General features: G+C 34.9%; 13 protein-coding genes and 1 tRNA gene. 13 read left to right on the forward strand and 1 reads right to left on the reverse strand.

Annotation, left to right across the window (positions count from 1 at the left end; translation table 11 throughout):
• The first annotated feature begins 16 nt into the window (after window positions 1-16).
• From AC1RPR_RS04880 to AC1RPR_RS04895, 4 genes are all read left to right on the forward strand, one after another.
• Window positions 17-1108 carry a WxLIP family cell surface protein gene (locus tag AC1RPR_RS04880; protein WP_481761452.1) on the forward strand — a complete coding sequence of 364 codons (1092 nt, stop codon included), beginning with the start codon at window positions 17-19 and terminating at the stop codon, window positions 1106-1108.
• A 22-nt stretch (window positions 1109-1130) separates the two neighbouring features.
• Complete coding sequence (locus AC1RPR_RS04885; RefSeq protein WP_481761451.1) at window positions 1131-1502, forward strand: LPXTG cell wall anchor domain-containing protein; 372 nt, start codon at window positions 1131-1133, stop codon at window positions 1500-1502.
• Between the two features lie 314 nt (window positions 1503-1816).
• Window positions 1817-2122 (forward strand): hypothetical protein, encoded by a 306-nt coding sequence (locus AC1RPR_RS04890; protein WP_481761450.1) that lies wholly within the window; start codon window positions 1817-1819, stop codon window positions 2120-2122.
• A gap of 572 nt (window positions 2123-2694) precedes the next feature.
• Window positions 2695-2976 carry a hypothetical protein gene (locus AC1RPR_RS04895; RefSeq protein WP_481762187.1) on the forward strand — a complete coding sequence of 94 codons (282 nt, stop codon included), beginning with the start codon at window positions 2695-2697 and terminating at the stop codon, window positions 2974-2976.
• Window positions 2977-3269: 293 nt separating this feature from the next.
• On the opposite strand, the gene AC1RPR_RS04900 is transcribed toward AC1RPR_RS04895, so the two are convergent.
• Window positions 3270-3341: transfer RNA gene (locus AC1RPR_RS04900), tRNA-Arg, on the reverse strand.
• A gap of 67 nt (window positions 3342-3408) precedes the next feature.
• Here AC1RPR_RS04900 and rpoN point away from each other — a divergent pair.
• The 9 genes from rpoN to secG all read left to right on the forward strand — a co-directional run bounded on the left by rpoN (window position 3409) and on the right by secG (window position 13129).
• The gene (gene rpoN / locus AC1RPR_RS04905; RefSeq protein WP_481761448.1) at window positions 3409-4746 is read left to right on the forward strand and encodes an RNA polymerase factor sigma-54; all 1338 of its coding nucleotides are present in this window, start codon (window positions 3409-3411) and stop codon (window positions 4744-4746) included.
• A 229-nt stretch (window positions 4747-4975) separates the two neighbouring features.
• Window positions 4976-6004: a sugar-binding transcriptional regulator gene (locus tag AC1RPR_RS04910; RefSeq protein WP_481761447.1), complete on the forward strand. Its 1029-nt coding sequence runs from the start codon at window positions 4976-4978 to the stop codon at window positions 6002-6004.
• A gap of 60 nt (window positions 6005-6064) precedes the next feature.
• The gene (gap, locus tag AC1RPR_RS04915) at window positions 6065-7084 is read left to right on the forward strand and encodes a type I glyceraldehyde-3-phosphate dehydrogenase (RefSeq protein WP_409022216.1); all 1020 of its coding nucleotides are present in this window, start codon (window positions 6065-6067) and stop codon (window positions 7082-7084) included.
• Between the two features lie 105 nt (window positions 7085-7189).
• Window positions 7190-8380 carry a phosphoglycerate kinase gene (locus tag AC1RPR_RS04920; RefSeq protein WP_409022217.1) on the forward strand — a complete coding sequence of 397 codons (1191 nt, stop codon included), beginning with the start codon at window positions 7190-7192 and terminating at the stop codon, window positions 8378-8380.
• A 54-nt stretch (window positions 8381-8434) separates the two neighbouring features.
• Entirely contained in the window at window positions 8435-9190 is a 756-nt protein-coding gene (gene tpiA / locus AC1RPR_RS04925) for a triose-phosphate isomerase (protein ID WP_481761446.1), read from the forward strand.
• 113 nt (window positions 9191-9303) lie between these two features.
• Complete coding sequence (gene eno, locus AC1RPR_RS04930) at window positions 9304-10632, forward strand: phosphopyruvate hydratase (protein WP_481761445.1); 1329 nt, start codon at window positions 9304-9306, stop codon at window positions 10630-10632.
• 161 nt (window positions 10633-10793) lie between these two features.
• Window positions 10794-11114 carry a bacteriocin immunity family protein gene (locus AC1RPR_RS04935; protein WP_481761444.1) on the forward strand — a complete coding sequence of 107 codons (321 nt, stop codon included), beginning with the start codon at window positions 10794-10796 and terminating at the stop codon, window positions 11112-11114.
• A gap of 134 nt (window positions 11115-11248) precedes the next feature.
• Window positions 11249-12796, forward strand: coding sequence for a ClC family H(+)/Cl(-) exchange transporter (locus AC1RPR_RS04940; protein ID WP_481761443.1), 1548 nt, complete (start codon window positions 11249-11251; stop codon window positions 12794-12796).
• A gap of 87 nt (window positions 12797-12883) precedes the next feature.
• The gene (gene secG, locus AC1RPR_RS04945) at window positions 12884-13129 is read left to right on the forward strand and encodes a preprotein translocase subunit SecG (protein WP_409022224.1); all 246 of its coding nucleotides are present in this window, start codon (window positions 12884-12886) and stop codon (window positions 13127-13129) included.
• Window positions 13130-13176: the final 47 nt, after the last annotated feature.

Below are 13176 nucleotides of genomic sequence, written 5' to 3' on the forward strand. Positions count from 1 at the left end.
AAAGAGGATTTTTACATTGAATAAAAAATTTTTTGGAATCATTATGGCGTTTGTGGCAGGATTAGTTATATTTAGTGGACAAGTTCAAAAAGCGAATGCTGCTGAAATGAACTTTGCTGTTACTGCAAATATTCCAAACAACCAAATTGATAAGCGCCAAACGTATTTTAATTTAAAAATGAAACCGAACCAAAAGCAAGACATTACTGTCACATTAAAAAATTCGACTAACAAAGATGTTACTGTAATGGCTGAAGCAAATACAGCGATTACAAATGATAACGGAGTGGTTGAATACAGTCACGTGAAACCAAAACTTGATAAAACAATGGTAAACCCTCTATCTTCAATCATTAAGTCAGATAAAGAAGTGACAGTACCGGCTAAGAAAAGCATTGAGCATACATTCCATATCACAATGCCCGCTAAGAAATTCAATGGCGAAATTGACGGTGGCTTGTACTTCTATGAAAAAATTAACAAAGATAGTGAAAAAAAATCAAAGAGTAACGTTCAAATTAAAAACCGTTATGCCTTTGTTATTGGGACAACGTTAACTGAAACTGACGATGTTGTTAAGCCTGATATGAAATTACTTAAGATTGAGCCCGGATCAGTTAATTTCCGTAATACATTGAAGGTAAACTTACAAGATCCAACAACAACACCAATCCGTAACCTGAAAGTTGATGGAAAAGTCTATTCAAGAAATGGTGATAAAGCACTACATGCTTCAACCACTTCGAATATGACAATGGCTCCAAATACAAACTTTAATTATGGCATTTTCTGGGATAACCAACCCTTTAAGCCTGGTAAGTACCGTTTAGAAATGACGGCGACTTCTGGGGTACATAAGTGGAAATGGACAGAATATTTCACAATTGATGGCGCAACGGCAGATAAATTGAACGAAAAAGCGGTTGACTTAGAAAAAGATTACACAATGTGGTATATCCTTGCAGGAATCTTCTTGCTATTACTTCTATTGTTGCTCATCTGGTTCTTAGTTCGTCGTCGTAACAAAAAAGATAAAGAAGAAGCTGTCGCAGAAGCAAAACGACAAATTCTAGAAGAATTACAAACTGATAAAAAAGAAGATAAGTAGTCAAAATAGACGAGGTATGGTTATGAGAAAAAAACTAATGAGTGTTTTAATAATTAGTCTTTTGGGGTTATCTTTTAGTTTAGGTGCATTCGGTAATACTGCAGAAGCGGCTAGTTATACTAGTGAGGTTGGAATCGAATTCGTTGGTAAAATGCCAGAGAAAACGAAACCAACCACACCGACAACAAGACCAACAACAACGTCCCCCACGACGCCAACAACTTCACAGGTAACACCGGATGGGAAAACACCTGTCTTAAAAAATGCAGCAAAAGGTCAAACCAGTTTACCTCAGACTAGTGAAATGAAAGAATCAGGACTATCAATGATGGGCCTTGTTCTGTTGCTAGCTATGGGATTAGTTGGCTGGTTTAAAAGAAATTATGCAAAATAATTAAAATTTAATAGTTTAACTAAAAAGAGTTTTTCCTCGTAAAAATACGAGGAAAAACTCTTTTTTTATTGCGATATTTATTAAAGGTTCTATTACAACTGTTGTTGATAAATATATTACAGAGCCCTTAATTTAAGAGGTTGGGTTTTTGCTTAAATATTAAATTAGATTAACGTTATGGTTAAATCACTTTGAAGTAATGTTGAAATTATGATAGCATAAAAATGTTGTTAATGAAAAAATAGATTAAAGTAATAGCATTTAAGGGTAGTTTTATCCCACAGTATATTCACAAAATATTAAAAGGGGATAGTATGGGAAAAATATATATAGAAATATTAGCGACTATCGGGATACAAATAATACCCTTTATATTTATCATAGATGGATATATCCATAGAAATGGTATTGGCTTAAATAATGGTGATGGGTTACTTGTTTTAGGTGTTTTATTATTATTTGGAATGGGTATTATATATACTATTACGTATTTATTAGATGTAATGATTAAAAGGCATAATAAGTACTTAGTACCTAAATTTAAATACTTATTATTAATGTATTGGGTATTTCTAGATGTTATTATAGTAATTTATTTAAGTTTTAGAAATTTCTTTTAGAGTAGGAAAATCAAATTTTTCATCAACATTCGGGAAAAGGTAAATATGTTGAGGTATATAAAATAAAGGAATAGCCATATTATGCTGCGGGTTCATTTAACCCTATTTATATTCATAAAATAACATCATATTAAGGAGCTAAAAATGTTGAAACTTTTAAAAAATTCCAAAGTATTACATTCATTTTTTAATATTATATTTATTATAGAAACTTTTAGTTTATTTCTTGATACTGCATTTTCATTAGGCGGAATGGGAAGTCAACATATAGATCTATTCCTTTCAGTATCAAGTATAATCGTTCTTTTACAATTTTTTATGCTGATTGTCCAATTTAATTATTTCGATAAAATAATAATAGTAATCCTTTCAATGTTTAATATTGTATTAAACGCAATTATGTTGATCATTGAGATTAATAATGATTGTTATCTTCCTACATTAGAATCCTTCCTGGTAGCTATTTTGATTTCACTGTTCTTTATATGTAAATACTATAAATCAGGAGAAACTAAATGATTAGAAAAGTAATCAATTCAAAAATAATAGCAATCAGTTTAAATATAATATTAATGATTCTTGCAATTATAATGATTGTTCATGCTCTTTCAGGTAAATTCTATAGTGAAGATGTATTCATGTTATTAGTAGGGAACATTGAGATAATTATGATTTTATTACAGAATAAATTATGTAAATATCGTGGTATTATAATACTATCAATTTTTAATGTGATTTTAAATGTAACTCTATCAAATTTGGTTTATACAGACCCGTTAGTTTGGGCTTGTTACATTGGGTCAATTATTTCTATCTTCTTTATGATTAAATTCCCAAAAATGACTTCGTATTAAAATGGGTGATTACGGTAAAAAGAGCTAAACAGAAAATCCTATCTCTTAATTGAGGTAGGATTTATTTTTTATGAAACGTAATGGTAACGATTACAATCCAACTATATTAACGATTTTAATTTATTATTGATTGAACTAATTTTTTTCTACTATGTTGCTTATTATATTTTGTAGTGTGGTAAGAACGCCATGGCTATCTTAAGAAACATGATATATAATTAATGTAAGCGAAAACAAAAAACCTTATATCAACATATAAGGTTTTTCAAAAGAAAATATTTTAATTTTAACGATGCGCCATGAGGGAGTCGAACCCTCAGCTCAAGAACCGGAATCTTACGTGCTATCCATTACACCAACGGCGCAGTATAGTTAATAGTTTAGCTGAATTACGTAAAAAAAACAAGTAACGAAAGCGGAGGTTGAGAAATAATGGCTATTGAACAGAAATTTAAGCAACAACAAACGCAAATTCAAAAACTGGCAATGACACCAGAGCTCCAACAATCAATTAAAATGTTGCAATATAATATAGAAGATTTACAAGAATTTGTCACTGAAAAAATGATGGAAAACCCTTTGATTGAAGCTGTTGACGACAATCAGAGAATCCAAGCAGGGGAGTCTCGTTATAAAGTTAATCTAACAACAAATGGTGATACTGATTATATGAATTCAGTCAGTGATGATGAATCACAATCTTTATTGGATTATTTATTGGAACAAATTTATCTAACGATGCGTCAAACACCGCTTAGAAAGGTTGTTCTTTACTTAGTAGATTATATTGAACAGACGGGCTATTTTAATGCTAATTTGGATGATTTAGCAGAAGAATCAGGAATACCACCCATTATGTTATTAGATGCGTTAACCTTGATTCAACGCTTAGATCCGCCCGGTGTTGGTGCACGTAATTTACAAGAAAGTTTAATGTTACAGATTGATTCTGACGATTTAGCGCCTGAATTGGCATATACAGTCATAAAAGATGATTTTGATAACTTTGTCGATCGTAAATGGTCGGACATAGCAAAAAAATATCGTGTTAATCTTTCAGAAATTCAAGAAATATCAGATTTTGTTCGCACATTATCACCTAATCCAGGTGCAGGATTTGGGACAACTAGAATTGGTAAAATCTATCCAGATTTAGTTTTGAAAAAAAGTAATAATGAATTAACATTATTCAAAGTTCGCGGTGCACAGCCTGAAGTTGTTTTTCAACAAAAATATTTTGATGATATGTCAAAAGACCAAGATCCTGAAGTAATCAAATATTTAACTGAAAAGAAACGGGAATATGAATGGCTAGTTCATGGCTTGAAACAACGAGGCGATACCATTTTAAAAGTAGGACAATATATTTTGAAATATCAGGCTGACTTCTTCACTGATAAAACCAAACCAATTAAGCCATTACTTTTACGGGAAGTTGCAGCCGCTTTAGGTGTTCACGAATCAACAATTAGTCGAACCGTTAATGATAAGTACATTGAAACAGAATCTGGTGTTTATGAAATAAAATCATTCTTTGGACAAATCGCAAATAAGAACAAAAAGAATGCTGAAGAGCTATCTTCAAAAACGATTATGACAACTATGCAGACTTTGATTGAATCTGAAGATAAAACGAAACCTTTCTCTGATCAAAAAATAGTTTTACAATTAATGAAACAAAACATCGATATTTCGAGACGAACAGTTGCAAAATATCGTGAAAACCTGAACATTCCATCGTCATCAGCAAGAAAACGCTACAAGGATTAGGAACAATTATGACCTTATCTCATATATCAAACGTCAATTGCTGACATGGCAGATAGTCGTTTGAAGTGCTTGCAAAGTATGAAACAACCTGATATAATTTGTCTTGTAATAAAGGTATGAAGACACTTTGATTAATGCAGAATGTTATCGTGCTTTGTTTTTTTAGAATTAATGGGTCATAATGCGACACTGTGGGACAAATAATGCCCCATAAGAGAGCAGGTGCAGTATGCATCATGAATTAGAGTGGATCGAAGCAATTGCACCAGACATGATTAAAGTTTTAAAACAAAGATATTTTGTTTTAAGACAGATTGAATGGATGATGCCTGTTGGTCGCAGAATGTTGGCAGCAACTTTAAATCTAAGCGAACGCGTTATGAGAACCGAAACAGATTTTCTGCGTAAGCAAGAACTTATCGTCGTTGGTAAGTCAGGAATGACGCTAACGGATAGAGGTATATCAGTACTACATGGCCTTGAAAAAGTGATGGATAATTTAGTTGGTGTTCGACAGGATGAACAAGAGTTGAGTCGAATTTTAGGCATTGAACATTGTTTGATTGTATCAGGCGATTCCGATGAACAACCTAAAGTTTTAGAGTCAATGGGTAAGAGTCTAGCTGCTAAGTTAGCACTCTTATTGCCAGAAGGTAAAAATTTAATTGCGGTAATGGGTGGCACAACGATGGCTCAAGTAGCTGATCAGTTGACAACACGTCTTTCAATTAAGCGCGATTTAACTTTTTTACCAGCCAGAGGTGGTGTTGGTGAATCAGTAGATATACAAGCCAACTCGATTAGTGGTAAGATGGCATTACACACAGGCGGCAAACATAGAGCCTTGTATGTACCTGAACAACTAAGTGAGAAAACGTACGAGCCTCTTCTTGAAGAACCGAGCATTCAAGAAGTTTTGAACTTAATCAAGGAAAGCAATGCTGTAATTCACAGTATTGGAGAAGCAATGCATATGGCTAAGCGTCGTGACATGTCTAGTGGTATAATAGACATGTTGAAAGAGGACAAAGCTGTAGGTGAGGCATTCGGATATTTCTTTGATGCTCAAGGCAAGGTCGTTTATAGGATTCCTCGTATCGGTTTACAAATAGAGGATCTCACGCACATAAAATGTATTTTCGCAGTTGCAGGTGGCCATTCTAAGGCCGAAGCAATTGTGGCATACATGAAACTTGCACCTAAACAGACGTGGTTAATCACGGATGAGGGTGCCGCAAACTCGATTTTAAAAAAGTAGTGTGCAAACACGCTTTTTAAAATAAATAAATCTTCATTTCCTAAAGGAGGAAATTTAAGTATGTCAGTAAAAGTTGGTATTAACGGTTTTGGCCGTATTGGTCGTTTAGCTTTCCGTCGTATTGCTGAAGTTTCAGATAACATCGAAGTTGTAGCAATCAACGATTTAACTTCTCCATCAATGTTGGCTCATTTATTAAAATATGATACAGCCCATGGTAACTTCGACGCAGAAGTTAGCGCAACAGATAATGGTATTGTTGTTAATGGTAAGGAAATTCCTGTATATGCAGAAGCAGATGCATCAAATATTCCTTGGGTTAAAAACAATAATGTTGATATCGTATTAGAATCAACTGGTTTTTACGCATCAGAAGAAAAAGCTTCAGCTCATATTAAAGCTGGCGCAAAACGTGTATTAATCTCAGCTCCTGCTGGTAAAATGCCTACAATCGTTTACGGTGTAAATGATGACATTTTAACTTCAGATACTAAGATTGCTTCTGCTGGTTCATGTACTACTAACTGTTTAGCACCACTTGCTGGCGCTGTTAACGATGCTTTCGGTATCGAAGTTGGTACAATGACAACAGTTCATGCTTACACAGCTACACAAAAATTACAAGATGGTCCTGACCGTGGTGGAAACTTACGTGCTGCACGCGCTGCTGCAGGTAACACAATTCCTCATTCTACTGGTGCTGCTAAAGCTATCGGTATGGTAATCCCTGATCTTGTTGGTAAATTGAATGGCCATGCACAACGTGTCCCAGTTATTACTGGTTCATTGACAGAATTGGTTACAATCTTGAAATCAAAAGATCTTACAGTTGATGAAGTAAATGCTGCTATTAAAGCAAGAACTGAAAACAACGAATCATTTGGTTACAATGCTGACGAAATCGTTTCATCAGATATCATTGGTACAAGTTTTGGTTCAATCTTTGACCCAACACAAACTGAAGTAACTGGTACTGGCGCTAACCAATTGGTTAAAACTGTTGCTTGGTACGATAACGAATCTGGCTTTACAGCACAAATGATTCGTACATTAGAAAAATTTGCTAGCTTAGAAGCATAATCTAGTTAAACTTTTTTAAAACCGCATATAACTATGCTTAGGCGGAGGGACGCAATACTCCCTCTGCCTTTTTATTTAATCAAAATTACACAGGAGGCTATTATAATGGCTAAATTAATCGTTTCAGATTTAGATGTAAATGACAAAAAAGTTTTAATTCGTGTCGATTTTAATGTTCCTATTAAAAACGGTGTGATTGGTAATGATAACCGTATCGTTGCTGCATTACCAACTATCAAATATGTAACTGAAAATGGTGGTAAAGCCATTCTTCTTTCTCATCTTGGTCGTATTAAGACTGAAGAAGACAAAAAAGAATTATCATTACGTCCAGTTGCAGAACGTTTATCTAACTTATTAAACAAACCTGTTACTTTTGTTCCTGCTACACGTGGTCCTCAATTAGAAGACGCAATTGCAGCAATGAAAGACGGCGATGTTTTAGTAATGGAAAACACACGTTTTGAAGATTTAGATGGTAAAAAAGAAAGCAAAAACGATCCTGAATTAGGTAAATACTGGGCTTCACTTGGCGACTTGTTTGTCAATGATGCTTTCGGTACAGCTCATCGTGCACATGCTTCTAACGTTGGAATCTCAAGCAACATGGAACAAGCTGCTGCTGGATTCTTAATGGAAAAAGAAATCAAATTCTTAGGTGAAGCTGTTGACGAACCAAAACGTCCATTTGTTGCTATCTTAGGTGGCGCAAAAGTTTCAGATAAGATTGGTGTTATTTCTCATTTACTTAAAAAAGCTGACAAAGTTATCGTTGGTGGTGGTATGACTTATACTTTCTACGCTGCTAAAGGTATGAAGATTGGTTCATCATTAGTTGAAACAGACAAAATTGATTTAGCTAAACAAATCATTGAAGAAGCTGGCGACAAATTAGTATTACCAGTTGATTCAATCGTTGCTGAAAAATTTGATAACGATGTTGAACACAAAACTGTTGATGGTGACATTCCTGACGGTTACATGGCATTGGATATCGGACCTAAATCTGTTGCAGAATTTAAAGATGTTTTAAAAGATGCTAAAACAGTTGTATGGAACGGACCAATGGGTGTATTCGAAATGAGCAACTATGCTAACGGAACACTTGAAATCGGTAAATTCTTGGGTACTTTATCAGAAGCTACAACAATCGTTGGTGGTGGTGATTCAACTGCTGCTGTTCAACAATTAGGTGTTGCTGATCAATTAACTCATATTTCTACTGGTGGTGGCGCTTCACTTGAATACCTTGAAGGTAAAACTTTACCAGGTATTGCTGCTATTACAACAAAATAATTTTTAATTAAATTGTCGTAAGAAACCGTCTATTAACGAAAGGAAGTTATTATTTTGCGTAAACCAATTATTGCTGGTAACTGGAAAATGAACAAAGGCCCTAAAGAAACTGCTGAATTCGTAGCAGGTCTTAAAGGTAAATTACCAAAGTTTGACGATGTTGAATCTGTTATTGCTGCTCCTGCAGTAGATTTACAAACATTACTTGATGCTGCTAAAGGTACTGACTTAAAAGTTGCTGCTGAAAATGCATACTTTGAAGATGAAGGTGCTTTTACTGGTGAAACTTCACCAAAAGTTCTTTCTGAAATGGGTGTTGACTATGTTGTTATTGGTCATTCAGAACGTCGCGAATACTTCGGCGAAAATGATGACGATATTAACAAAAAAGCACATGCTGTTTTCAATAATGGTATGGTTCCTATTATCTGCTGTGGTGAAACGTTAGAACAACGTCAAGCCGGCGAAGCAGAATCATGGGTTGCTGGACAAGTTTCTGCTGCATTAAGAGGCTTATCTGTTGAACAAGTTAATCTTGCAGTTATTGCATACGAACCAATCTGGGCTATCGGTACTGGTGAAACAGCTACTTCTGACCAAGCACAAGAAATCTGTGCAGTAATTCGTAAAACAGTTGCTGATTTGTATGACCAAACAGTTGCTGATAAAGTTCGTATCCAATACGGTGGTTCAGTTAAACCTGGTAACGTCGTAGAATTAATGGGTAAAGACGATATTGATGGTGGTTTAGTTGGTGGCGCAAGTATGGAAACTGCTTCATACTTAGACCTTGTTAACTTCAAAGCATAATTCGTATTTTAGCTGTTAAAAAGATTGAAAATGAATCAATAAACTATTAAAATAATGGTAAGGGTGTTATTGTATCCCCGCCAAAAAACGTTTTTAAAGGAGAGTACAAATTTATGTCAATGATTACAGATATTTATGCACGCGAAGTTCTAGATTCACGCGGTAACCCAACTGTTGAAGTTGAAGTTTACACAGAAGACGGCGCAATGGGCCGCGGAATTGTTCCTTCAGGTGCTTCAACTGGTGAACATGAAGCCGTTGAATTACGTGATGGCGACAAATCTCGTTACATGGGCTTAGGCGTTACTAAAGCTGTTGACAACGTAAACAACATTATCGTTAAAGAAATTGTTGGATATGATGTTACTGATCAAGTTGGTATTGATAAAGCTATGATCGCATTAGATGGTACACCAAACAAAGGTAAATTGGGCGCTAACGCTATTTTAGGTGTTTCAATTGCTGCTGCTCGTGCTGCTGCTGATGAATTAGAAGTTCCTTTATACAGTTACTTAGGCGGATTTAACGCACATGTCCTTCCAACTCCTATGATGAACGTTATCAATGGTGGATCACATGCTAACAACAGTGTTGATTTCCAAGAATTCATGATCATGCCTGTTGGCGCACCTTCTATCAAAGAAGCTGTACGTATGGGTTCAGAAACATTCCATAACTTACAAAAGATTTTAGCTGAAAAAGGCTACTCTACTGCTGTTGGTGATGAAGGTGGTTTCGCTCCTGATCTTAAGAACAATGAAGAACCATTTGAAATCTTAATCGAAGCAATCGAACGTGCCGGTTACAAACCTGGTAAAGATATTGCTATCGCATTTGATGCTGCTTCATCAGAATTCTACAATGCTGAAACTGGCAAATATAGATTACAATATGAAGGCGAAAATGGCCAAGATTATACTTCTGAAGAAATGGTTGAATTCCTTGAAGCAATCGTTGACAAATACCCAGTTATCTCAATTGAAGATGGCTTGGATGAAAACGATTGGGAAGGCTGGAAGATGATGACAGCTAAATTGGGCAACAAAGTTCAATTAGTTGGGGATGATTTATTTGTTACAAACACTGACTACCTTAAAAAAGGTATCGAAATGGGCGTTTCAAACTCAATCCTTATCAAAGTTAACCAAATCGGTACACTTACAGAAACAATGGAAGCTATCGAAATGGCTAAAGAAGCTGGTTATACAGCTATCGTTTCTCATCGTTCAGGTGAAACTGAAGATACAACTATCGCTGACTTAGTTGTTGCAACTAATGCTGGCCAAATCAAGACTGGTTCATTGAGCCGTGTTGATCGTATCGCTAAGTACAACCAATTAATGAGAATTGAAGATAACTTAGAAGAAACATCAGAATACAAAGGTATCCACTCATTCTACAACTTGAGTTCAGATGCTCGCGATACAATCGTTAACAAATAATTCTTTATGAATTAAGCGTTTCTGATTGAAAGAAGGTCCTACCTAATTTGATTTTAGGTGGGACCTTTTTTGTATTATAATAGGACGCACTATATTGAAAGGTAAAACTTATTGTTGTATAATTTAGATGTTGGAAATTATAGTTAGGAATGTGAGCGTGTATGAAAAAATCAGAGCGTATTACAATACAAGATGATCTAACATCAAAAGTTTATGATCTTATTTTAAACGAAGAAACGACAAATGAGGAACGTCTCTTATTAGTTGATTTTAAAAATAAAGTTGAGCGTGGGCAGTACTTCGAGAAGGCAGTCGCTGATTTAGCGGAGTCGTTGCGCTTATTGGCTGTAAGTAATTTAAAAAATAAAATAAAGTTAAGTGCTGACGTTGGTCGATTTTATATGGAAATTTCGACAACCGGTTTATTTAAAAAAAATTTAGGCTGGGGACTTATAGCTATGAGTATGATTTATCATCCTTAAGTGATCATTAGATTATGCTAGTTTTTAAGAAGAGTTATTCAATAGTTGAATAATTCTTTTTTTGTTACTAATGAGTTCAGCAAATAATTGGATTTTAGCATATACTAATAGAATGAAGAGGTGTGTATGGTTTTATGACAAAACAAGGTATCAAAGAGCGATTGAATTTAACTAATCTCATATTTATTTTAAGAGGGCTATTAATTGGGCTCGTTACAGGTATCGTTGTAAGTCTATTTAGGTTAGCTATTATTTATGTGCTTAAAGTCTTTATCTATTTTTACCAGGCAATTAATCAGAATATGTGGTTACTGTTTCCAATGATTCTTTTGAGTCTAGCTATGGTACTAGGTATTGGAACACTAATGAAGCAAGAGCCAAATATTATGGGATCCGGTATTCCGCAAGTAGAGGGCCAGCTTGCTGGTAATCTTGAAATGCGTTGGTGGTCAGTTTTATGGCGAAAATTTATCGGTGGTGTTTTAGGCATTGGATCAGGGCTATTCCTCGGCCGTGAAGGCCCATCTATTCAACTAGGTGCAGCAGTCGGACAAGGATTCGCAGAGATGACTAAACATACTGAATCGGAACGCCGCATTCTGATTGCAGGTGGTGGCGCTGCAGGTCTATCCGCAGCTTTTAATGCACCAATTGCGAGTACGCTTTTTATATTAGAGGAAGTGTATCATAATTTTTCACCGTTGATTTGGACAACAGCATTAGCTAGTTCAATTTCAGCCAATTATATTTCATTGCATTTTTTCGGTCTAAAACCGGCGCTACAAATGATGGATATTCAGACCTTATCATTGTTACAATACTGGCATTTGATTGCTTTAGGGCTTATTTTGGGCCTCCTAGGCTATCTGTATCAAAACGTATTACTTAAATCGACTGATTTATATAATATTCTACATAAAATTCCGATTTTTTATCGCTCAATTGTCCCTTTTATTTTAGTTATTCCGATTGGATTATACTTACCACAAACTTTAGGTGGCGGTAATGAGATTATTTTAAGTCTAGTTCAAAGTAAATCATTGACCGTTTTATTGGGACTCTTTCTTTTAAGATTTATCTTTTCAATGATATCCTATGGTTCTGGATTACCAGGTGGTATTTTTCTGCCTATTCTAACATTAGGCGCTATTATTGGCGCTGGGTATGCAACTGTTATGATAATGTTAGGGTTGTTACCAGCTAAATATATAACTGATTTTATTATTTTTGGAATGGCCGGGTACTTTGCTGGAATTGGTAAAGCACCTTTTACAGCTATTTTATTAGTTACGGAAATGGTGGGTAGTTTACATCACTTAATGCCACTAGCCATTATTTCATTAGTTTCATTTTTAGTTATTGATATTTTAGGCGGCGCACCTATCTACGATTCTTTACTTAAAAAATTAATTGGTCAAAATGAAATTGATTTGGGCGGTAAAAAGGACCGACTTGAGACGCCTATTTTTGCTGGATCAAATTTAGAAAATAAAAAAGTTTCAGAAGTAGTTTGGCCTGAAAATAGCTTATTAATCACGGTTAGACGTGGTGAAAAGCAATTAATTCCACATGGTGTGACGGTTTTAAAAGCAGGAGATACATTAGTTCTTTTGACTGAGCACCAAAATCGACCTAAACTTAAGACAGAAATGGATACATTATCCGGATTTGAATCACTTTAATAAAATAATAACGGTGGAAAATTAATGCAAACTGTGCTAAATTAGTATAGATATAGATTACGTAATTGGGTTAAGGAGGTAAATGATTTGACTAACATACTAACAATTTTAATTATCATCGTTTCAGTCTTAATGATTATCGCTGTTATGATGCAACCTGCAAAAACAAATAACGCTTCAGGTGCTTTATCTGGTGGCGGTGGTGGTGCTGACGATTTATTTAGCAAACAAAAACCACGTGGATTCGAAGCATTTATGCAAAAAGTAACCTTTGTCTTGGGCGTTTTATTTTTCTGTCTAGCTCTAGGACTTGTCTATTTGGCCTCAAAATAATAATAAAGAAAGCCTCCTGTGCAAACAATTGTTGCAGCAGGAGGCTT

This window comes from Dellaglioa sp. CoH-57-MRSF-22 (genome assembly GCF_056781895.1).